The organism is Streptomyces barkulensis, assembly GCF_002843305.1.
Classification (GTDB): Bacteria; Actinomycetota; Actinomycetes; order Streptomycetales; family Streptomycetaceae; genus Streptomyces; species Streptomyces barkulensis.
In genome coordinates, this window is record NZ_PGSG01000056.1 from 1 (window position 1) to 19,709 (window position 19,709).

Sequence of the window (19,709 nt, forward strand, 5' to 3'; positions counted from 1 at the left end):
CCATGGGGCGGATGCGAGTGCTGCTGCTGGACGCGGCTCCCGGGGAGCTGCTCGACCGTGAGCTGGAGCGTCTGCTCGGGCACGGTCTGGCCGTCACGCTGAACCTCCGGCGGGTGACCGACCCGGCGGGCGTGCGGGCGGCGTGGGCGGGCCGGGTGGCCTTCGCCGACTTCGACGCCTTCGACGAGTCGGTGCTTGTCGCCGAGACCGTCCGCGACGGGCTCGGTTACCACGCGCTCAAGTCCCGGGCCGGTGTCCCGCTGCGCGCCGCCTTCCTGGCGGCGGCGACCGGCCCGGCGGTGGCCAGCCGGCTGAGGGTGATCGGGCGGGCCGGGGCGGGCACCGACCACGTGGACCTGGCCGCCGCCGACCGCCACGGCGTGGCGGTCACCCACACCCCGGGCTCCAACGCGAACGCGGTCGCGGAGTTCGCCCTGGCCCAGCTGCTCGCCCTGACCCGGAACCTGGCGGCACACAACGAGGCCGCGCACGACGGCCGCTGGAGCACTCCGGCCGCTCCCGCGGCCGAACTGTCGGAACTGACCCTGGGCATCGCCGGACTGGGGCGGATCGGATCGGCCCTGGCCGGCCGGGCAGCCGCCCTGGGCATGGCCGTCCAGGGCTTCTCCCGCCGCCCGGCACCGGCGGATCCGGTGGTGCGCCAGGTCGCATCCCTCAAGAGCCTTCTGGCCACCAGTGACGTGGTATCGGTGCATCTCCCGCTCACCGAACAAACCCGCGGGGTGATCGGCCGGGCGGAGTTGGCGCTGATGCGGCCCGGAGCGATCCTGCTGAACACCGCCCGGGGCGAGATCGTCGACGAACAAGCACTGGCCGACGCGCTGCGCGACCCCACCCACCCCCTGGCAGCCGCCGCCGTCGACACCTTCGCCCACGAACACGCCGCTTTCGCCTCCCCCCTGTCCGGCGTGCCGGACGCCCTGCTCACCCCGCACATCGCCGGAATGACCCGGCACGCCATGGCCGAGGCGGCCCTGCGCTGCGCCGACCACATCGCAGCCCTCCTCACCGGCCACCCCCACGGCATCCCCCTCGCAACACCATGACACCCGCACCGACAAGCGACCACGGTGAGCGACCGGGCAGGCCCCCCAACGAACCCGCCACCACGCTGGAGAAGACCAGACCGCGGGAGGCGGGGCAGGCGTAGAAGGCCTAGTCCGACCGGCAGGCAGCACAGAGCCGGGCAGAGTGGTCCCTGCCCCACAGCGGGGGCATGGCTTCGACCTCCCAAGGGGACAGGCACAGGTCCTCGGCCTTGCGCGCGAGATCCATGACGGCCGGTGGGATCATCAGCTGGCGGGCGTACTCGTCGAAGGAGGTGGCCTGTCAGATCACCAGCGACGGTAGGGCCTCGGCGCCCTTGAGGCGCAGCTGCCGTTGTTCCTCCTTGGTGATGTGGAAGGGATACCTCGCCCTGCCATACTCCGGGCGGTCGGTGGCGGCCCTGGGGGCTGTCAGGCTCATGAGGTGACTCCTCCGTGTTTTCGGGCGACGCGACGCTGGACGCGCCACGTCGGTCGGGGTGAGTGGGCGGTTCTCCACGGCCGACGCGTTCGGGAAGTTGACTCACGCCGTGGACGAGCCGGTGCAGGCCCGGAGCTCTCGAGGGTGGGCGGTAGCAGCCGGTGAACGGCGACTGCCCGAATACGCGAAGCCGCTGCGCCGCTGACGCCGATACGGGGCGCCTTGCCGCCGGTCGCGGATCGGCGAGGGCAATGATGCAAGTGCGCGCCAGGCAAAGCCTGGTATCGGCCGTCGGCGAGGTTCGTCCCGTGCGACTTGATCAGCGGCTGGGCAGACGTGTGGCCTTGAGGCCGTCGAGGGGGTACTCCTGGGGCAGGCGTGCCGGGTCCCCCGGGACGGTGATCCGTACGGTGATCGGCCGAGAGCTGCCCGCGGCCAGGAACTGATCGTTCTCGGCTTCCAGGTACACCTTGCCGTCCTCGGCGATGACGTGTACGCCGGATGCTTCGGCCCTCGCGCCCTTCGCCGAAGGCAGATCGAAGGAGATCCGGAACCTCCTGACGTCCTCGGCCTTGCCACTGTCCTTGCTGACGGCGGTGAGCGTGAGGTCGAAGCTGTACACCCTGCCCCGGGGCTCGCTGCTCTCCCAGGTCCGGTTGAGCTGCTTGGCCACGTTGATCTCGTCGTAACTGGGCGGGACAGGCAGGGGGGTGATACGCCCGGCGCCGTTCATGATCTCCAGGGCGCCTACGGGTACCCTTCCCCGCCCGATGCGCTGCGAGTGGTCGGGGATCGTGGCCGTGGTCAAGTCGAGGTGGTTGACGTTGCCCGCGGAGTCGACTGCGTAGAAGTTGCCGTCCTGGTCGAAGAAGGTGGCCGAGTACGACTTGCGCGAGTTTGCTGCGGTGCTGGCTTCCGCCGGCGGGAAGACGCCCTTCTTGAGAACGGTCTTCATGGGCTGCCGGCTCGGGTCGACGAGCAGCAGGTCGCCGTTGTCGCCCTCCACCGAGATCAGCCGTCCGTCCTTGGGGTGGTAGGCGAAGTCGTCCCACCGGCCGCTTCCCGGGGCGTTACGAGGCATGGCCTTCAGGGCCGCCACATCGATGGCATAGCTGTGTACATCGGGGTTGCTGACGACGAAGAGGGTCTTCCCGTCGGGATCCATGTCCCCGTCGAACCAGGGCCCGCTCGGCAGCCCGTCGATGACCTGGTCTTTCAGGGTGCCGGCCGCCACGTCGATGGTGATGAGCTTGTTGTGGCTCACTGCCAGCAGCAGGGGCTCCTTGTCGTCGCCACGGTACTGCGCACCCATGGCGGTGTAACCGGGCTCGTAGGGCGGCACGTTCTCGACGACGCGGGTGTCACCGTCGATGGGATCGAAGCGGTAGATCCGGGTGTTGATCCTGCCGATGGCGAGATACACCTTGCGGTGGGCCATGAAGGGGGCGTCCTTCCACGAGAGATCGAGGGACCACTCATGATCTGCGCACGCCCACCAGCACCACAAGCACTCTATGTGTCTGCTCGAACGCAATGAGCCACCATCGATGCCGGGCAGCTGGGTTCTGCGGCCGACGGTCGGATCGCACGACATTGCGCCCCCGTTTCCCACGCGACGCGTCCGAACGTTCGAAGGTCCTCCGACACGGGCTCCACAGCCTGGCGTGTCGCCGGCGCCCGGATCATGCCATCTGCCTGGCGCGACGTCTCAGCCGCTGTCGCACACCAACTCGTTACAGTCCCCCTGTACGCCCTCGTCCCTGTGCCCGATATGCGCGAAGTGCCCCGTGGGCGGGGGTGATCGTCCTGGTGATCACTTCTCTCGGCACAGGAGTCGCGGTGTTCCAGGTGAGGGAACAGTGCTTTCCAGCGCTCCTTCGGCGGACTGACGGGTTGCGAGCGGCACATCGCCTCGTAGAGCCGGTCGGTGCCGTAGTCGAGGATGTACGTGTTCATCTCGTCGGACAGGCCCGACGCGTCGGTCCCGGCGGGGCGGCCGGGATCCGCTTCCCCTCGACCGGACGCGCCGGCTGGAAGAGGTCGTACAGCCGGACCGCGTCGCCGCTCTCCTCGGTGATGAGCGGCTGCGACACATCGTCGACAACGCGCTCCGGTACATCACCGCGTTCCCGATCACGTCGTCCATGTGTGGATGGTCGGGGTCGGAGACGTCCCAGAACCGCGGGCGCCATTCGTTCTCGACGGTCACGATGGTGTGCGGGCCCGCGAACCACAGGCTCCCCGTGTCGAAGAGCCTGCCCTTCGCCTGCGCGGGGATGTCGGCCCGGCGTACCGGCTTCGCGGGGTCGCTGTGCAGGCTCCGCAGCCGCCAAGATGAACAGCCGGGAAGCCCCGGCCGCCGGTGGTCACTCCAGGGCCACCGCGTCGACCGTCGCGGCCTCGACCAAGGAAGCATCGAGGGTGGGGTGGGGGTGGGTGAGGCCGTAGGCGCGGTGCAGGCGGTTGCGGGCGGTCACCTGCCCGGCCAGCGCCTCCAAGTGGACGGCGTGGGCCAGCCCGGCCAGGCCGGTGTCGTCGAGCTGCAGGCGCCACCGGTTGGTGACGGTGTCGTAGTGGGCCTCGATCAGTGCCTCCCACAGGGTGCCGGCCGCCGCCGGGGCGGCGGCCAGGCTGGGCAGGAGGTGGGTGTAGCGGCGCAGCAGCAGCATCTCGTGCGGCTGGAGAGCGGTCTCCTGCCAGGCGGGGTCGGCCGCCTTCGTCGTCCAGGCCGGGCACGGCCGGTCGGCCCCGGTGCGGTGGTGGTGCCAGGCCAGCGCATCCAGCCCCTCGGGGGTGATCCGGGCGGCTCGGGCCTCGGGCGGGCGGGAAGCGTGGGCGCGCAGCACCTCGCTCACGGCCCACCGGTCCGCCCCGGGTCCGTCACCACCTCGCGCACCCCGAACAGCAGCCGCCCAGGGCCGGCCCATCGGCCAGTGGCTCACCAACTGCCGCCGCCCCCAAGGACTCGGCAAAAACCCACAACGGGCAGCCGAGCGAGCCGCCCGGCTCGGCGTATGGATCAACAACCAACGTCAACGACGACACCGGCTGGACACCGAACGCGCCGCCGTACTGGAGGAACTCGGGGTGTAAGGCGGGGAGCGGAGGCTGACGTAGAAAAGGTGCGGCCCTACCAGCGGACAGCACAAGGCCGGGGCGGGGGCTTCCTGTCCGGCCTTTCCCTGCGCCGGTAGCAGCACCATCTGGGCCCGTCGCCAGGCCACCACCGCCCCGGTCCCTCGGCAGACGATCCGCAGCAGTCGCTGCCCCTCGTCGTCATCGATCCCCCGGCTCCGCACACGCGCTGCCCGGATCAGCACCGGATGACGCGTCACAACAGGGCGAATGTTGCCTGATGCGGCCCTAGGTGCATGCCTTCGTGCCGCGGGGTGGGTCGCCGTCTCCGCGGGTGATCTGGAAGGTCACCGGGAGGTCCTGCAGTTCGGGGCCGAAGTGGCCGGTGGCGGTGACGATCAGCCGGATCCAGCCGTCGTCTTCGCCTGTGATGACGACGGATTCCCCGATCGCCACGCCGGTGACCGTGCAGCTGCGCGCCGGGGTGATGACGAAGTAGCTCACGCCTTCTCCGTCCAGTGCGGTGACGCTGATGCCGAGGTCTTTCTCCGGTGTCCACTCGGTCGGCGCGGAGGTGGCCCAGGGGATCTTGGCGGTCAGCTGTCTTTGGGCGGGCGGGGCGGTGCTGGGGGTCTGCGCCGCCTTGGTGGGGGCCGCGCTTGTCGGCTGGGCGGTGGGTGTGCTGCCGGAGGGGTCTGGGCCGGGGGTGCCCGAGGTGGTTGGGGGGCGGGTATCGGTGGTGTCGGTGAGGATCGCGGCACCGGCCCAGCCCAGCAGGGGCAGCGCGACAGCCGCGGTGGCCAGCGCCCAGGGCCAGGTGCGTCTTGGGCCGGCCGGAGTGTGTCGGGCGTGGTCGTGTGATCCGTCCGCCGTTTGAGGCGGGAGCGGGGGCGGCTGGTCGTTTCGCTCTGTGGGCGGGGCGGGTGCGGTGGAGCGGGCGGCGTCGGCGCGTTTCCAGTGTTCCAGGCACGCGGCCACCGTGGGCTCGCCGCCCAGCGCCCAGGCGATGGGCTCCACGGTCTCCCAGCGGGGGAGCCGTTTGCCGTTGAGGATGTCGGAGATGGTGCTTTCCCGCACGGTGGCGTCCGGGTACCGCGTTCGGCTCCGCCGCACAATGGCGGTGTAGCTGGGCTTTGCCGCTTCCCGGTGGAGGTCGCGCATCCACGCGGCGAACTCCGCGACCGGATCTGTGGCGCTTCCGGTTTCTTCGGAGTCGTTCGCTGTCATTCGATTCCTCCCCAAGCCCAGGTCGCAGGTGGCTCACTGGTGGCTGTCCGCACCTGCCGGTATCCCATCAGAGAGGTACTCATGACCGTGCTTGTTCTGCTGACCACGCCGGCCCTGCCGGCCCTGGGGCCGTTGCCGGCCACCGGTGTGGCGCTGTTCGCCCGCGATCCGCGCCGGTGCGCCGGGCGCGTTCGGTCAGCAGCACGTCCAGGAAGGCCTCGCGCGGCAGCCGCTCACCGCTCAGGGACCGGGAGACGGCGGCGGGGCTGAACCCCTACCGGCGGGCGGACTGGCGCAGTGAGAGCCTTCGGGCGTCGAACAGGCCCGTGAGCGCGGGCCCAGCGCCTGCCCGTACGCCGTCCCTCGCCGACCATGCGTTCCCCCTCGGCACTCCGTGGGGTCTGCAAACAGGGCGTGTCGGAAACAGCCCGTTCCCCCGACACACCACCGCACCGGTCTTCCACCGTAATCAACCACGGCCCCACCGCCCCGCAGGCCTCGAAAGCGGCCCGTGCACGGCGAAAGCGGCCCGCACCCACCCGAACAGAAAGGACACCACCGTGACGACCGACACCACCCCCAACACCCCCGCACCGCACCACGACGACCACCGGGAGCTGCGCCGGCACCTGCTGCTGCTCTGGCTCCTCGCGGTCGGGACAGCCCTCGCGTTCACCGGTTACGTCTTCCACCGTCACCCGGAATTCCGGGAGACCGCGGTCGCCGTGGGCGGCGTCGGCACGTTCCTCCTGACGACCGTGCTGGCCGCCCGCGGCCACCGGTGACAGCCCGCCGGGGGCGGGGCAGCTCGGGAGCCACCGCCCCCGGCAAGCACCATTCACCCCAACAGGCAACACCCCACGCCGGCAGGGAGGACGGCACGTCCAAGTGCACGAAGATCGATGGTGCGGAACACTCCCGCGTCGGCGAGGAGGACAACCGGTCGGTGGTGAAGCCGGAGCCACTGGCCAGAGCACCCCCGCGTCGGCGAAGAGGACCGGCCATCCCAGTCGACCTCGGAGAGGGCCTGGACGGTCTCCTCGATCCACTGGCCGAGGTTCCACACCGGGGAGGCCGGGTGGTGCAGGTCCAGGTGCCGGTTGAGCAGGATGGGCGCGTAGGTGTCCACGATCGTCTTGTAGTCGGCCGGAAGCCTCAGCCCGAGTTCGGTCTCCGGGCGCTGCCAGGCGGCCGGATCGGCCCAGCGGTTCTCCGGCGGGCCAGTCATGTCGATTACGGCCTGCAGAGGGTCGGTCAAGACACCCCGAAAGGGGCCAAGGGGACAATGGGTGGAGCGATCAGTGGTTGCGGTCCGGGACGGCCAGCGGGGCCGGGCCCGATCATGCCCGCCCCGGCCACCGGGCAGTGCCCGCCGAACGCACCGAGCACGGAGACGGCGCAGCACCTGGTGTCTGATGAGCCTGCGGGAGCCGTACGAACACGTCCCGGGCCGCCAGCGAGGCCTCGGGGGAACAGACCCCGCCGGCGGGTGGGACTCCCGATCCGGCGGGCCGTGCAGCAACCGCCCCATCGGTACGCAGTACGCCAGGAACTCCCTGACCGCGAGGCGGCGCAGCCGTTCTGAAGCCTGCTTCCCTGTTCTGCCTTGTGTACACAGGCCTTGGCGCGGGATGGCGTCTTCGCTTCGAAGGCCGGAAAGGCGGAAGGGCGGGCGGGTGACGCGGCGCGGCGCGGCGCGGCAGGAGCCCGGCCCGGGGCCGGGGCGCGGCCGGTCGGCTTCGGTCCGGTTGCTGCAGGCGAGGCCACGCGTAACGGTCAGTTGTGAGGCTCCGCAGGCCGGAGCCTCGCCCAGCGGTGGCCGTTCCGAGGATTCGGACACGGCCGTGAGACCGGACGGCCGGCCAAGCCGCGGGACAGCGTGACAACCACCAGGTCACAGCGCCACCGCTGGCCACGGGCGGCAAGGCCCTGCACCCGGTGTCGGATTTCGTGGCGGGACTGTAAGTCGTTCGATGCAACTCTCAGTGAAGGAAGGCGTACCGACGACCGGTGAGAACATGACCGGGCCGAGACCGTCGGGCCGGCTGAGTCGCAGCCGGCCAGGGCCGTGGGCGGCCCGCTGGGTCATGCGCTGGAAGACCGCGCTGAACGCCTTCGACATCGCCTCCGACGGCCGACTCCCCGCAGCCCGCCAGTAACCCCAACCACCCTGGTACACCGGTTCGATTGACAGACCCGGCCCTTCGTCGGGCGGGCAGAACGCGGCAGGGCCACGGAGCCGACCCGACTTGGGAAAACGCGTCGCCGCAGCCGCCCGGACGATCCCGGTTGCAGGGATGCCACGACGGTGAAAAGGAACACCCGTCCAGGCCGTGAGACAGCGGGAAACTGCTCAGCGCCTCGTCTCGTACCTGGTCAGGACCACGCCGCCGGGAAACGTCCGCGTCTCCACCAGGTTCAGATTCACCCAGCTGTCCAGCGCGGTGAAGAACGGCGGGCCGCCGCCCACCAGGACCGGATGGGCAACGATCACGTACTTGTCGGTCAACCCGGCGCGCATGGCCACCCCGGCGAACATCCGCCACCGATGTCCATCGGGCCGGTCATGCTCTCACTGGTCATCGGTACATCTTCCTTGTTCAGGAGTTACACCGAACGTTGTCCCGCCCGGCCGCCTCGGCTGGTCGGCGGGTTTCCTCTGGTGCGGTGGCATGAAGGCGGACCATCTCCTTCCGCCCTCAAGGCCTCACGGAAGCGGTAATGTGACGAGGCATCAGGACATGTGTTACCGGAGGAGTAACGGGGGCACAGGGAGTGGGGATGTCGAGTGTCGGGCTAGCCGCGGCCATTGAGGAGTTGCGGCAGGAGTTGTACCAGGCGCAGGCTCTGGGCTCCGACCAGCAGTTTGCGTTCGGCGTCGAAGAGGCCGAACTGGAAATACTGTTGGAGCTGCGCGACAGCGGCAAGGGCGACGGCAAGCTTTCCTTTGGTGTCGCGACCGTGGGCGTGGGCGGGGGGCACTCCACGGTCCGGACCCACAAACTGACGCTGAGGTTGTCGGTCCGGGATCGTGCCGTCGGCGGGTCCAGCCCCGATATCAGCGACGACGAGACCGGGTCCTGGGACGAGGAGTGAGATGGATCCGCGCAGACTGGCGCTGATCCGCGGCGGGACGGCGCGACAGCCCCGCAGCACCGGCTCCGGCTATCTGATCGCCCCGCGTCTCGTACTCACTGCCCGCCATGTGCTCGCTGACAAGGACACCGGCTCCCACTGGCCGGAGATCCACGTGAGGGTGGGGCATCCCCGCGAAAGCGGCGTCGTGCACACCAGGGCAGACGTCCTCTGGACGCATCCGTATGACCTGGACGTCGCGCTTCTCGGTCTTCACGACCAGGTGGACGTGCCGGGGTCCGTCCGCTGGGGCCGTCCCGTGGGCAAAGCCCCGCTGCGGTATGAGGGGCTCGGCTTCCCCTTGGCCAATGTGGACGAAGGGCGCGGCGTTGAGCACCTGCGAGGGGAATTGGCCCCGATGTCTTCAAACTCCCGGGGCCTCTTCGTCCTTGACCAGAAGCCAGCGCCCGACCCTCGTGACGACGGCCGCAAGCCCTGGGGAGGGGCATCAGGAGCGGCGGTCTTTTGCGAGGACTACGTCGTCGGAGTGGTTGTCCAGGACTGTCAGTCGTATGGAAACCGCCGTCTGCTCGCCTGCCCGGCCGGAGCCTTCACGCAGGACAGAGGCTTTGACACCCTCCTACGGCGGTACGCTGAAGGCCCGCCTCAACTCGCCGAGATCGATGCGCCCCTGCCTAAGACCCCGCCGCCGGCCGAACGCACACAGACCGAGAAGGACATCGAGCGGTCGCTATGGCCGATACTCGGATCCCAGGACGCCTGCTTGACCCATGCCCGTGCTCTCGCGGACCAGTTAGGCGTGCGGGTTCCCGACGACTACGCTCCTTCCCTGCCCGACCTCGTGGCCTTGGCCGCGGCACATCCCCGAGCCCTTGCCTCCCTCAGCGGCACTCTGGCCGAGACGATCAACAACGAGGACGACCGGACCCGGCTGACCTCTCTCCTCGCCCATGCGCGAGTCGTCGGGTTCGGCTCTCTGCTGTCCCTGGAAGAGTACGAGCGCCTCGTTGAGTTGCTGCGCGGCATCTGCAAGGAACATCCCGCGCTGCTGCCGCGGGCCGCACGCGAGGCCCTGCGCTACACCTGTCTGCCCGAGCCGCTCTCCCGTACCTATCTGCCGGTCGACGACCTCGAACAGGTCGTCGGCGAGTTGGAGGCGATGACCGACAGCGAACATGTGCCGGATGGAACTCCGCCGGTGCCGGCCCTGTTGCGGCTGACCGAGTACGTGGCGGCGGCCGTCGCGGGTGAGAACGCCTCCGCTCTGCGTCAGTGGTCCGCCCGGGTCGCCAGCCGGACCGGTATCCACCCGACGGCCCTCAACGAGCGTCGTGCCGACGCCCGTCAGTGGGCGGCCCGGCAGACGTCCCCGGTAGCACGCGTGGTGCTGGAGGTCACCGTCGATCACGACGCCCCCGACGAGCGGTATGTCTGTCGGGTCCTCCTCGCTCGCCAGGACGGCACACACACTGTGCTGCGCGAGCCGGAGACGGTGTCGAAGACACCGGAGGAGGCAGCTCGTTATCTGCGTGAGGCGGTGGAGTGCGCGACCGACGAACCCGGCCAGGAGCACCATGTGCCCTGGGTGACGGTGCTGGTCGACCGACAGGGACTTCACCTTGCCGTGGACGAGTGGAATCCAGGAGCACCCAACGAGTTCGTTCCTGAGCAGCCCCTCGGGGTCGAGTTCCGCCTGACGCTGAGCTGCCCCGAGATGAGCAACTTCGCGCGTGGCCGTGACCGTGAGCAGCGACGCCGCTGGGCGAGCGGCGGCCAGATGCCGCTGGTCGCCGATCAGGACTGCGCCAGTCCGCGGCGGCTCACCCGACTGCTCCAGGGCAGTCACCGGGACGCCGCCGGGGTGATCCTTCACGGCCCCCGCGACCAACGGACGCAACTGCTCCAAGTCTGTCTTGCGCTGGGTGTCCCGGTGATCCTCTGGGACCGCGAGGCCGACTGCTACGAGGACGCCGCAAGGCTGCAGGGGCTGGACCCCACCGGCCCGCTGGCTGGCCTCCCCGAGCGCGTCCGTCGGTTCCGGGGCGAGGTCTTCGAGTCCGAGGATGCGAGCCTGCCCCGTCCTGCTCTGGTGTGGGAGGAAGACCACCGTCCGGAGCGGCAGTCGCTGCAACTGAGAGACCCCGGGAAAGGAACTCACGCTTCATGACGACGACAGAGCCCGAACCCGGCCGCCGTCCCGCGCCGTCCGAGAGCGCATGGCGGCTGTTTCGCGGCGACGGGGACTCCCGCGAGGTTACGTTCCCTCCGGCCCCGCCGTGGCGCCGGTTCGACCCGGACGAGCCGTCGCCGGGTGGGAGCGCCTCCCGTCCCCGGCCCTACCTCATCGGCGGCGACGAGGCCGACGTCGTCAACGCGGCCCTCCATCTTCGTCGGCCTCTGCTGGTGACCGGCCATCCCGGGACCGGCAAATCCTCCCTCGCGCACGCCATCGCGCACGAGCTCGCCCTCGGCCGTGTCCTGCGCTGGCCGGTCAACAGCCGTTCCACCCTGCAGGACGCCCTCTACCAGTACGACGCCGTCGGCCGACTGCGTGAGGCCGGTCTGCGCCGCGACTCGCGCGACCCGGAGCCAGGCATCGGCCAATACGTTCGCCTCGGTCCTCTGGGCAACGCCCTGGTTCCCCAGGAACGCCCCAGGGTGCTGCTGATCGACGAACTTGACAAAGGTGACGTCGACCTGCCCAACGACCTGCTCACAGTCTTCGAGGAAGGCGAGTTCGACATCCCGGAACTCACCCGTATGGCCGAGAACCACACTCCGGTGTACGTCCAGACCGACGACCCGGGCTCCCCCGCTCCCGTCCTGAGGGGCCGTGTCCGCTGCAGGGAGTTCCCCGTCGTGGTCGTCACCAGCAACGGCGAACGCGACTTCCCACCCGCCTTCCTCAGGCGCTGCGTGCGTCTCGACCTCCCGGAGCCTGACGAGCACCGTCTGCGGGCCATCATCGGCGCGCACCTCGGCCCGGACGCACTGGGAGACGTCGACGACCTGCTGGAGGAGTTCCTCAGCCGTCGCGCACCCGGCGAACTCGCCACCGACCAGATCCTCAACGCGGTCTTCCTGCGCAAGGGGGGCGTCGACCTCGACGCAGGGTCCCTGCTCGACGCCGTTTTGCACCAACTCGGCGGAGCCGTGTAGGGACATGATCCGGCGCTTGAGAGATGTCATGGCTGGCAGCGGGGTGGACCTCTCCGACGAGGAGCTTCTCGATGCCCTGTGGCTCGCCGCATGCCTGCCCCGGGACGTCGCCCCGCTGGCCCGGACAGGTGCGAGCACTTCACGGCCAGGGCAGCCCGACCTCGGTCACCGGAGCCCGTCGCCCACCCCACAGGACTCGGCCCCGGCTGCCGACGGGCCCGACTCGGCGCCGCTGGAGGATCCTCAGCCCGACCGTCCGATGCACGCCGCACCAGAGACGGACGAGAGTGGGCTACGAGTTCTTTCCCCGCGTAGGGCTTTCGCGGTCCGGGCTCCGGACAGCCGCGCCCTCAGTGCCCGGGAGTTCCGGCTCGGCAAGTCACTCCGCCCGCTGCGGCAGCGCTTCCCCGACCGCCGCCGCCACGAACTCGACATCGCGCGCACGGTGGCCGCCATGGCCGAGACCGGTCTACCGGAAACCGTCACCCGCCCCACTAAAACCCGCTGGCTCTCCCTCGTTCTTCTGGTCGACGACGGCATCTCCATGGTTCTCTGGCAACGCCTCGCCGCCGAAGTGCGCACCCTCATGGAACGCGCGGGAGCGTTTCGTGACGTCCGTGTCCACGGACTCGACACCCGCAGCCCCCGAGCACCGCTCCTGAGCACCCGCCCGTTCCAGGGAAGAGGCCCCTATCAATCACCCACGAGCGTGAGCGATCCCACCGGAGACACGCTCGTTCTCGTCATCAGCGACGGCGTCGGCGAGGCCTGGTGGGACGGCCGGATGCGCGAGGCGATGGACTTCTGGGCACGCCGAGGCCCCACCGCCATCGTCCACGCACTGCCCACCCGTCTTTGGGCGAACACCGGCATCACGGCACAGCGGTGGCAGGTCACCAGCCACCACCGCGGCGGCCCTACCACCACCTGGCAGCTCGATGACCCGGTGCTGCCCCCTGGCCTGCTCTTCTTCAACTCCGTGCCGGTGCCCGTCCTCGAACCCTCGCCCACCGCCATTGCCGACTGGGCACGGCTAGTCGCCTCACCCGGCACCACCACGCTGCTTCCTGTGTGGCACAACGGTGAGTCTCCCAAGGGCCGCCTCTTCACCGATACTCGCCACGTCGACGACGCGCAGGCCGTCCTACGCTTCCGCGACGCCGCGTCACCCGAGGCATACCGCCTAGCGGGCCATCTGGCAGCCGTCGCGCCTCTTACCCCACCAGTGATGCGGCTGGTCCAGGGCGCACTGGGAGCACCCACGGACCACGGACACATTGTCGAAGTCTTCCTGGGCGGCTTGATGCGCCAGGTAAATGCCAACAAGCTGACCCGCCTCCCCCATCACCGGCTCTTCGACTTCACCGAGGAAGCCCGCCGGATTCTTCTCGGCGCGATCCCACCCCAGGAGCTGCTGCGCACCACCCGGGCCGTCGCCGACCTCCTGGAGGCCACCGCTGGTCGCTCCCCAAACTTCCCTGCCTGGGTCAGCCACCCCGACGGATCAGCCGTGATCGGGGAGGCCGGACAGTCGTTCGGCTGGCTGAAAGAACGGTTGCTGCGGCGACTGGGAGTACCGCAGACAAGCCCCGCGCCGACGGCCACCTCGCTGGCGCAGATGCCGGAGTCGGCAGCCGGGGGCCTCGGCGGCACGTCCGGGGCACCGGAAGTCCAGCCCCCCGAAGTGCCACCAGGCTGGTCGCCGCTCCGGCCCCAAGACGCCCGCCGTCTCGGCCCCTACCGGCTCTTTGCCCGCAGTGACCGCGGATGGCTCATCATCGTCGTGTATCTGGCTCTGGACGAATCGGGCGAGACTGTGACGGTACGAGCACCCGCGCCCCTGTACTCCTTGTCGTTGAGACAGGGCAGGGAACTCATCCTCGCCGAGGCGAACTGCCTGGCCCGTATGGACGGCGTTCACGCTCCGCGGTTGTTGGAGTTCCATGCTGGCGACGCCGGACATCGTCCCTGGCTGGCCTCCGCCTATCTCCGTCGTCGAGATGACGACAAGGACTCCGGCCCTGCACCGGACCTGCGTGCCGTCTTCAAGGAGCGAAGAAGCCCGGTCGGCGCTCTTTTCCAGCGTGTTGGACGTGACCTGGCCCGTGCGGTGAGCCGCGCGCACAGCCTCAATCTGGTGCACGGCGCTCTCGTACCGAAGACCGTGCTGGTCACCGACCACGACGTTTGGCTGATCGGCTGGATGACGGCGACACGAGACGGTGAGCACAGCGACCACCTCCACCTGTTCCCTCGCAGCGAGACCTGTTTCCAGGCGCCGGACGACATCGCGGGGCCGACCAGGGAGAGCGACATGTACTCCGTGGGAGCCCTACTCCTCGCCTGCGCCACCGGCCGGTGGACTGACCTCGAAGCGGATGCAGCACTCCGCCAGGCGCTGGAGGAGTCGGGGATCGACGCGCCGATCGCCGACACGTTGTGGAGGTGCCTGGACCCCAATCCCTCCGCCAGGCCGACGGCCGACGAGCTGGCCGAGGTCTTCACGCGGGTATCCGACGACCTGGCCGACGGTCGACGTGAAGATGCTCTCGTCGCGATCTCCGAAACGGTGGCGGAGTCCCGGGAGCTGGCGCGGCAAGACCCTGACGTCCACCGTCCTCACCTCGCCTCGCTGCTGAACGAGTTGTCCAACCGGTTGGGTGAAGCGGGCAGGCGTGAGGAGGCCCTTGCGGCCATCACCGAGTCGGTGGGGATGTATCAGGACCTGCGGGGCCTTCGACCGCAGATCTACCGCCAGGACCTCGCCAGAGTCTTGAACAACCTCGCCGTACGGCTGAGCGACGTGGGTCGGCGCGCGGAAGCACTCTCAGCGATCTCGGAGTCCGTGGAGTTGTACCGGGAGTTGGGCCGGCAGGACCCCGCCGTCCATCTTCCCAACCTCGCAACAACTCTCAATATTTTGTCCGACCATCTAGGAGAGACGGGCCGAAGGGAAGACGCTCTGGCCGCGATCACCGAGGCAGTCGACTTGTACCGTGTGCTGGCGCGGCAGCAGCCGGATCTCTACCGCCCCGACCTCGCCAGAGGTTTGAACAACCTCGCCGTACGGCTGGGCGATTCGGGCCAGCAGACAGAAGCCCTGGCCGCGATCACGGAGGCTGTAGAAATTCGGCGGCAGCTGACCAAGACGCGACCCGAGCTTCATGAAGCGGATCTGGAGCAGTCGCTTAGGGTCAATGCCTGGCTGAGGACAGGTGGTGGCCAGATGCGGGCCGACAGCTAGGCCGTGTTTTAGGCCGGGGTCTGGGTCCACGCCTCATGCTGTGATGATCACGGTGTGGGGCGTGGGGATCTTTCCGATGAGCAGTGGTCGGTGCTGGAGTCGTTGCTGCCTGCGGCGGGGGTTGGCCGCAGGTCGCCGGGCCGGCGGCGGTTGATCGACGGGATCCGGTGGCGGGTGCGGACCGGGGCGCGCCGTGGCGGGACCTGCCGACCGAGTACGGGCCCTGGCAGACCGTGTACGGGCTGTTCCGGCGATGGCAGCGGCAGGGGGTGTGGGCCCGGCTGCTGACGTTGCTGCAGGCCCGGGCCGACGCGGCCGGGCTGATCACCCGGGGGGTGAACATCGACTCCACCATCTGCCGGGCCCACCAGCACGCGGCCGGTGCCCGGCAAGACGGCGCGGGCCAGAAGGAACCACCCGGCGGGATCCGCACCGAGCCGGGCGATCACGGGCTGGGCCGGTCGCGGGGCGGGTTCATCTCCAAGATCCACCTGGCGTGCGAGCAGGGGCAGAAACCGTTGTCACTGCTGATCACCGCCGGACAGCGGGGTGACAGCCCGCAGTTCCAGCCGGTCCTGCAAGGCATCCGGGTACCCCGCGCGGGCCGTGGACGGGCCCGCACTCGCCCGCTGCGGGTGCGCGGGGACAAGGCGTATTCATCCCGCGCGAACCGCGCCTACCTGCGCAGACGCGGGATCCGGTGCACGGCGGTTCCGGAGCCGGCCGACCAGATCCGCCGCCGCAAGCGCCGCGGGCGCAGCGGTGGCCGTCCACCCGCCCTCGACCGGCAGGACTACAAGGCCCGCCACGCGGTCGAGTGCGGCATCGGCCGCCTCAAGCAGCACCGGGCGGTGGCCACCCGCTACGACAAGCTCGCGGTCCGCGTCCTGGCCACTGTGCTGGTCGCAGCGATCAACGAGTGGCGTGACCGGCACAGCCCCGACACGCTCCGGCCTCAGCCCTCTTGCAGCACCGTCCGGATCACATGCCGGGCATTGTGCGCCATCGCCGGGTTCGTCTTCCGGTAGTACGGCAGCGCGATCAGTGCCTGCGAGAGTGTCCGTCCCCGGCCGCGGATCCAGGTCGCGTTGTCCACGCTCAGCGCCTCGCGGAAGACCCTCCTCGCCCTGGCCGGCAGCAGATTCCACGCCGGGAACAGATCGCAGGCCGGATCGCCCGCCCCCAGGCACCCGAAGTCGATTACCGAGGTCAGCCTGCCACCGTCCACCAGGAGGTTGCCCGGCATGAGATCGGCGTGCAGCCACACCGGCGGCCTGTCCCAGCCGGGGGCCCGCAGCGCCTCCTCCCACACGGCTGTGGCGGCATCGCAGTCGACGCCCTCCTGTGGGATCCCGCGCAGCTCCTCGATCGCCGCCCGGGTCTCCGCGTCGAGCGAGGCGACCGGCCCCCCGCGGTGGGCCTGCGGCGCCCCCGGCAGGGTGATGCCCCGCATCGCCGCCACGAACTCGGCCAGATCCTCGGCCAGCAGTATCGGCTCGCTCAGGGCGCCCGCCTCGGGATTCTCCCCCGCCAGCCACCGGTACACCGACCACGGCCACGGGTACCCCTCCGCGGGCTCCCCCTCCCCGAGTACCTCGGGAATGGTCGTAGGCAGGTGAGGCGCGAGCCGGGGCAGCCACGTCCGCTCCACCGGCACGTCGTTGGCCCCGCCCTGCACGAGCGGCAGCCGTACGACCATGTCATCGCCCAGCCGGTACATGGCGTTGACTGTCCCGCCGGACGGAATCCGCTCGACCGCCGGCGCCGCCCACTGCGGGAACTGTCCGGCGATCAGCCGCCGTACAAGGTCGACGTCGATGGCGTGCATGCCGGGATGCATCTGCCCTGGATCCATGACACGTCATCCGACCGCCGGACACCGGCGAACGTCAATCGCTTTTCCGGCGACACCACTTTCACAGCACACCCTAGTCACCGCCACCGTCGCCGCCGGTCCGGTTCAGACCCCGGCGCCAGTCCTTCTCAGAGCGGCGCAGCAGCTCCCCCGCGGCAAGCGTCACGGTCGCCACCATGCGGGCCCAGCGGGGCCCGCCGCGCTCCGCCCACACCACACATGCGCACCCGCCGACAACGAGCGCCAAGGCGCCGACCAGCACCAACTCGACCATGTTCCCCCCTGCACTCGGCCATACGGTCCTGGTGATCGTCTCAGACGCAACGGGATACCTCACCAGGACGTCTCACCAAGGCGTCACCGGGACAGCAGGCCGGGCGGGGCAGACCCCCACGGCAGAAGGCGTCTTCCCCGGGCCCGGAAGGTGAGCCAGAAATCTGAGGCGTGCATGAAGCCATACCGTCGAGGATCCGGCGACGCCTCAGGGCGCCTGCAGTAGTCCCGCAGGACGTGGCCGCCGCGCTGGGGTTGTTCGGAGAGTCGGTCCGCCCGGCGGCGACCTGTCCGTCGGCGGACGCCCCATGCGCGGGTCAGCCGCGGCCGGTGCTCTGGTCGATGTGCGCCTGCAGCAGGCGCAGTGCCGGACGGTGGTCGTAGCGCGCGGCCAGTTCCACCGGGGTGCGACCGTCGGGGTCCGGCAGCCGGGGATCGGCGCCGAAGGCGAGGAGAACGGCGGTGGTGTGGACGGTCAGCGGTCGGCCGCATCGCAGGGCGCTGTCACCCTCGACGTCGACGGCGTGGGTCAGCAGCGTCAGGCTGCAGCACACCTCGCCGGGATCGGTGCCATCTGCCAGCAACCGGGCCGGGGTTTCGTCGTCCTCGCACTCGACGGCCTGGTGAGCCGGGGGGCAGGGCGGAAGCGGAGGCATCACGGCGCCACCCACCCCACCCCTCGGTCCCGGAGCACGGCCGCACACCAGCACCGGGCAGAGGCGGTGGCACGAGCGGGGGCGGCGGTGCGGGACGGGCACGGCCATTGGCCTTCGCCGGAAGCGGCCGGGGCTGGTAGACGGCGTGGCCTCCGGGCCCGTCCCCGTACGCTTCCCCCTCCGGCGTGCTCTGCGGGGTCAAGCGGCGGGCGCCGCGGCCGACGCCGGCGGTCACCGCTTGGGCTCGCAGCGCCGCCCCGCATTCAAGGGAAAGGCAGTCAGGTGTGTTGACCCCTGATATGACAGGATGCCGAAGATCAGCGAGCGGGGGGAAGATTGATGTTTCTGAGCTGTACTGATCTTCGTGGAGTCCCTCAAGCCTGGGTTACGCTTCCAGGCGTAAGGAGAACCACGAGCAATGCCAGCACCCCGTAAGTACCCCGATGAGCTGCGTGAGCGGGCGGTGCGCGAGGTCCGCGCGACCGGCCGCCCTGTGGCCCACGTCGCCCGCGACCTCGGCATCCACAAGGAAGCCCTGCGGTCCTGGGTCCGCCAGGCCGAGGCGGACGCCGGCGAGCGTGACGACCGGCTGACGACCGCCGAGCGCGACGAGTTGAAGGAACTCCGCAAGGAGAACGCCGAGTTGAGGCGGGCCAACGAGATCCTGAAGGCCGCCTCGGTGTTTTTTGCCCAGGAGATCGACCGTCCCCGGACGAGGCCGAGCAGGTGATCGACCACCTGCGCGACAAGGGCCTCGGGGTCGATCCCGTCTGCCGGGTGCTGGATGTGTCGCCGTCGACGTACTTCGCGCGCAAGACGCGGCCGAAGTCGGCCCGACGCCTGCGCGACGAAGAACTGATCCCGCTGGTCACAGCCGCGTGGGAGGACTCCGGGCGCACCTACGGCGCACGCCGCGTCACCCGCGCCCTGGTCCGCGCCGGACACACGGTGGCCCGCTGCACGGTCGAGCGGCTGATGGGCGAGCTCGGCATCGAGGGCGTCATCCGCGGGCAGCGCCGCCGCACCACGGTCCCCGAGCCGGCCGCGCCGCGCCCGCCGGACCTGGTCAACCGCCGTTTCACCGCCGAGCGGCCCAACCAGCTGTGGCTGGCGGACCTGACCTACATCCGCACCTGGTCGGGGTGGGTCTACGTCGCGTTCGTCCTGGACGCGTACTCACGCCGGATCGTGGGCTGGCAGGCCGCCACGCACCTGCGCACGGACCTGCCGCTGGACGCACTGGAGATGGCGCTGTGGCGGCAGAGGATCAAGAAGGACGCCGATCTCATCCATCACAGCGACCGCGGGTCGCAGTACGTATCCATTCGGTACACGGAACGTCTCGCCGAGGTCGGTGCCTCGGCGTCGGTCGGGTCCGTCGCGGACAGTTATGACAACGCGATGGCCGAGGCCCTCAACGGCACGTTCAAAGCCGAACTGATCGAACATCAGGGGCCATGGCGGGACTTCGACCAGGTCGAGCGGGCCGTCTTCCAGTGGGTCGCGTGGTACAACGGTGAACGACTCCACTCCGCCCTGGGCTACGTGCCGCCCGACGAGTACGAGCAGACGTACTGGGCGTACCTGGAGGAAGTCCCGCAGACCGCTTGATCACACGATCGCGGACTCTACGAAA

At 69.9% G+C, this 19,709-nt stretch carries 16 protein-coding genes and 3 pseudogenes; 9 read left to right on the forward strand and 10 right to left on the reverse strand.

Features of this window, described 5'->3' with window-relative positions:
• Nucleotides 1–1,067 (forward strand): NAD(P)-dependent oxidoreductase (locus CUT83_RS11790; RefSeq protein WP_101255809.1); only part of this gene is annotated, 1,067 nt, incomplete at its 5' end.
• Nucleotides 1,068–1,350: 283 nt separating this feature from the next.
• Here CUT83_RS11790 and CUT83_RS30090 read toward each other — a convergent pair.
• The 3 genes from CUT83_RS30090 to CUT83_RS11800 all read right to left on the reverse strand — a co-directional run bounded on the left by CUT83_RS30090 (nucleotide 1,351) and on the right by CUT83_RS11800 (nucleotide 4,343).
• A complete protein-coding gene (locus tag CUT83_RS30090; RefSeq protein ID WP_158239001.1) occupies nucleotides 1,351–1,488 on the reverse strand; it encodes a hypothetical protein in 138 nt (45 codons plus the stop codon).
• Between the two features lie 319 nt (nucleotides 1,489–1,807).
• The gene (locus CUT83_RS11795; RefSeq protein WP_101255810.1) at nucleotides 1,808–2,926 is read right to left on the reverse strand and encodes a DUF6923 family protein; all 1,119 of its coding nucleotides are present in this window, start codon (nucleotides 2,924–2,926) and stop codon (nucleotides 1,808–1,810) included.
• A 928-nt stretch (nucleotides 2,927–3,854) separates the two neighbouring features.
• Nucleotides 3,855–4,343 carry a DUF6417 family protein gene (locus CUT83_RS11800; protein ID WP_101255811.1) on the reverse strand — a complete coding sequence of 163 codons (489 nt, stop codon included), beginning with the start codon at nucleotides 4,341–4,343 and terminating at the stop codon, nucleotides 3,855–3,857.
• On the opposite strand from CUT83_RS11800, the gene CUT83_RS31790 reads away from it, so the two are divergent.
• On the forward strand, nucleotides 4,282–4,581 hold the full coding sequence (locus tag CUT83_RS31790) for a helicase associated domain-containing protein (protein ID WP_500691332.1): 300 nt from the start codon (nucleotides 4,282–4,284) through the stop codon (nucleotides 4,579–4,581). The two genes, CUT83_RS11800 and CUT83_RS31790, sit on opposite strands and share 62 nt — an antisense overlap.
• An 89-nt stretch (nucleotides 4,582–4,670) precedes the next feature.
• Here CUT83_RS31790 and CUT83_RS31500 read toward each other — a convergent pair.
• Together CUT83_RS31500 and CUT83_RS11810 are read right to left on the reverse strand one after the other, a co-directional pair.
• Nucleotides 4,671–4,805 (reverse strand): annotated as a pseudogene (locus CUT83_RS31500) (IS630 family transposase); the annotation flags it as partial.
• A 46-nt stretch (nucleotides 4,806–4,851) separates the two neighbouring features.
• Entirely contained in the window at nucleotides 4,852–5,790 is a 939-nt protein-coding gene (locus CUT83_RS11810; RefSeq protein ID WP_101255813.1) for a transcriptional regulator, read from the reverse strand.
• 560 nt (nucleotides 5,791–6,350) lie between these two features.
• On the opposite strand from CUT83_RS11810, the gene CUT83_RS11815 reads away from it, so the two are divergent.
• Complete coding sequence (locus tag CUT83_RS11815) at nucleotides 6,351–6,575, forward strand: hypothetical protein (protein ID WP_101255814.1); 225 nt, start codon at nucleotides 6,351–6,353, stop codon at nucleotides 6,573–6,575.
• Between the two features lie 53 nt (nucleotides 6,576–6,628).
• Here CUT83_RS11815 and CUT83_RS11820 read toward each other — a convergent pair whose 3' ends face one another.
• Entirely contained in the window at nucleotides 6,629–7,048 is a 420-nt protein-coding gene (locus tag CUT83_RS11820; protein WP_101255815.1) for a hypothetical protein, read from the reverse strand.
• 1,095 nt (nucleotides 7,049–8,143) lie between these two features.
• A pseudogene (locus CUT83_RS11825) lies at nucleotides 8,144–8,352 on the reverse strand (dihydrofolate reductase family protein); the annotation flags it as partial.
• A gap of 219 nt (nucleotides 8,353–8,571) precedes the next feature.
• Between CUT83_RS11825 and CUT83_RS11830 the strand changes: the two are divergent.
• From CUT83_RS11830 to CUT83_RS11850, 5 genes and pseudogenes are all read left to right on the forward strand, one after another.
• Nucleotides 8,572–8,886, forward strand: a complete 315-nt coding sequence (locus tag CUT83_RS11830; protein WP_101255816.1) for a trypco2 family protein — start codon at nucleotides 8,572–8,574, stop codon at nucleotides 8,884–8,886.
• A 1-nt stretch (nucleotide 8,887) separates the two neighbouring features.
• Nucleotides 8,888–11,053, forward strand: coding sequence for a VMAP-C domain-containing protein (locus CUT83_RS11835; protein ID WP_101255817.1), 2,166 nt, complete (start codon nucleotides 8,888–8,890; stop codon nucleotides 11,051–11,053).
• Nucleotides 11,050–12,045 carry an AAA family ATPase gene (locus CUT83_RS11840; protein WP_101255818.1) on the forward strand — a complete coding sequence of 332 codons (996 nt, stop codon included), beginning with the start codon at nucleotides 11,050–11,052 and terminating at the stop codon, nucleotides 12,043–12,045. Before CUT83_RS11835 ends, CUT83_RS11840 begins: the two co-directional genes overlap by 4 nt.
• 28 nt (nucleotides 12,046–12,073) lie before the next feature.
• Nucleotides 12,074–15,289, forward strand: coding sequence for an SAV_2336 N-terminal domain-related protein (locus CUT83_RS11845; protein WP_277347758.1), 3,216 nt, complete (start codon nucleotides 12,074–12,076; stop codon nucleotides 15,287–15,289).
• Between the two features lie 54 nt (nucleotides 15,290–15,343).
• Nucleotides 15,344–16,212, forward strand: a pseudogene (locus tag CUT83_RS11850) (IS5 family transposase); the annotation flags it as partial.
• A 32-nt stretch (nucleotides 16,213–16,244) separates the two neighbouring features.
• On the opposite strand, the gene CUT83_RS11855 reads toward CUT83_RS11850, so the two are convergent.
• The 3 genes from CUT83_RS11855 to CUT83_RS11865 form a co-directional block, all read right to left on the reverse strand.
• Complete coding sequence (locus tag CUT83_RS11855; protein WP_101255820.1) at nucleotides 16,245–17,129, reverse strand: aminoglycoside phosphotransferase family protein; 885 nt, start codon at nucleotides 17,127–17,129, stop codon at nucleotides 16,245–16,247.
• A gap of 88 nt (nucleotides 17,130–17,217) precedes the next feature.
• Nucleotides 17,218–17,418 (reverse strand): hypothetical protein, encoded by a 201-nt coding sequence (locus CUT83_RS11860; RefSeq protein ID WP_101255821.1) that lies wholly within the window; start codon nucleotides 17,416–17,418, stop codon nucleotides 17,218–17,220.
• Nucleotides 17,419–17,734: 316 nt separating this feature from the next.
• Nucleotides 17,735–18,073 carry an ankyrin repeat domain-containing protein gene (locus tag CUT83_RS11865; RefSeq protein WP_101255822.1) on the reverse strand — a complete coding sequence of 113 codons (339 nt, stop codon included), beginning with the start codon at nucleotides 18,071–18,073 and terminating at the stop codon, nucleotides 17,735–17,737.
• Nucleotides 18,074–18,491: 418 nt separating this feature from the next.
• On the opposite strand from CUT83_RS11865, the gene CUT83_RS11870 reads away from it, so the two are divergent.
• A protein-coding gene (locus CUT83_RS11870; RefSeq protein ID WP_101253822.1) for an IS3 family transposase occupies nucleotides 18,492–19,684 on the forward strand; the annotation gives its coding sequence in 2 pieces (ribosomal slippage) (nucleotides 18,492–18,756 and nucleotides 18,756–19,684; 1,194 coding nt in all).
• The last annotated feature ends 25 nt before the right edge of the window (nucleotides 19,685–19,709 follow it).

What these genes read in the sequence shown, in the direction of transcription:
- CUT83_RS11830 (WP_101255816.1), top strand. Translation starts at nt 8,572, where the DNA reads ATGTCGAGTGTCGGGCTAGCCGCGGCCATTGAGGAGTTGCGGCAGGAG.
- CUT83_RS11795 (WP_101255810.1), bottom strand. Translation starts at nt 2,926, where the DNA reads ATGGCCCACCGCAAGGTGTATCTCGCCATCGGCAGGATCAACACCCGG.
- CUT83_RS11810 (WP_101255813.1), bottom strand. Translation starts at nt 5,790, where the DNA reads ATGACAGCGAACGACTCCGAAGAAACCGGAAGCGCCACAGATCCGGTC.
- CUT83_RS11845 (WP_277347758.1), top strand. Translation starts at nt 12,074, where the DNA reads ATGGCTGGCAGCGGGGTGGACCTCTCCGACGAGGAGCTTCTCGATGCC.
- CUT83_RS30090 (WP_158239001.1), bottom strand. Translation starts at nt 1,488, where the DNA reads ATGAGCCTGACAGCCCCCAGGGCCGCCACCGACCGCCCGGAGTATGGC.
- CUT83_RS11840 (WP_101255818.1), top strand. Translation starts at nt 11,050, where the DNA reads ATGACGACGACAGAGCCCGAACCCGGCCGCCGTCCCGCGCCGTCCGAG.
- CUT83_RS11835 (WP_101255817.1), top strand. Translation starts at nt 8,888, where the DNA reads ATGGATCCGCGCAGACTGGCGCTGATCCGCGGCGGGACGGCGCGACAG.
- CUT83_RS11865 (WP_101255822.1), bottom strand. Translation starts at nt 18,073, where the DNA reads ATGCCTCCGCTTCCGCCCTGCCCCCCGGCTCACCAGGCCGTCGAGTGC.
- CUT83_RS11860 (WP_101255821.1), bottom strand. Translation starts at nt 17,418, where the DNA reads ATGGTCGAGTTGGTGCTGGTCGGCGCCTTGGCGCTCGTTGTCGGCGGG.
- CUT83_RS11855 (WP_101255820.1), bottom strand. Translation starts at nt 17,129, where the DNA reads ATGCATCCCGGCATGCACGCCATCGACGTCGACCTTGTACGGCGGCTG.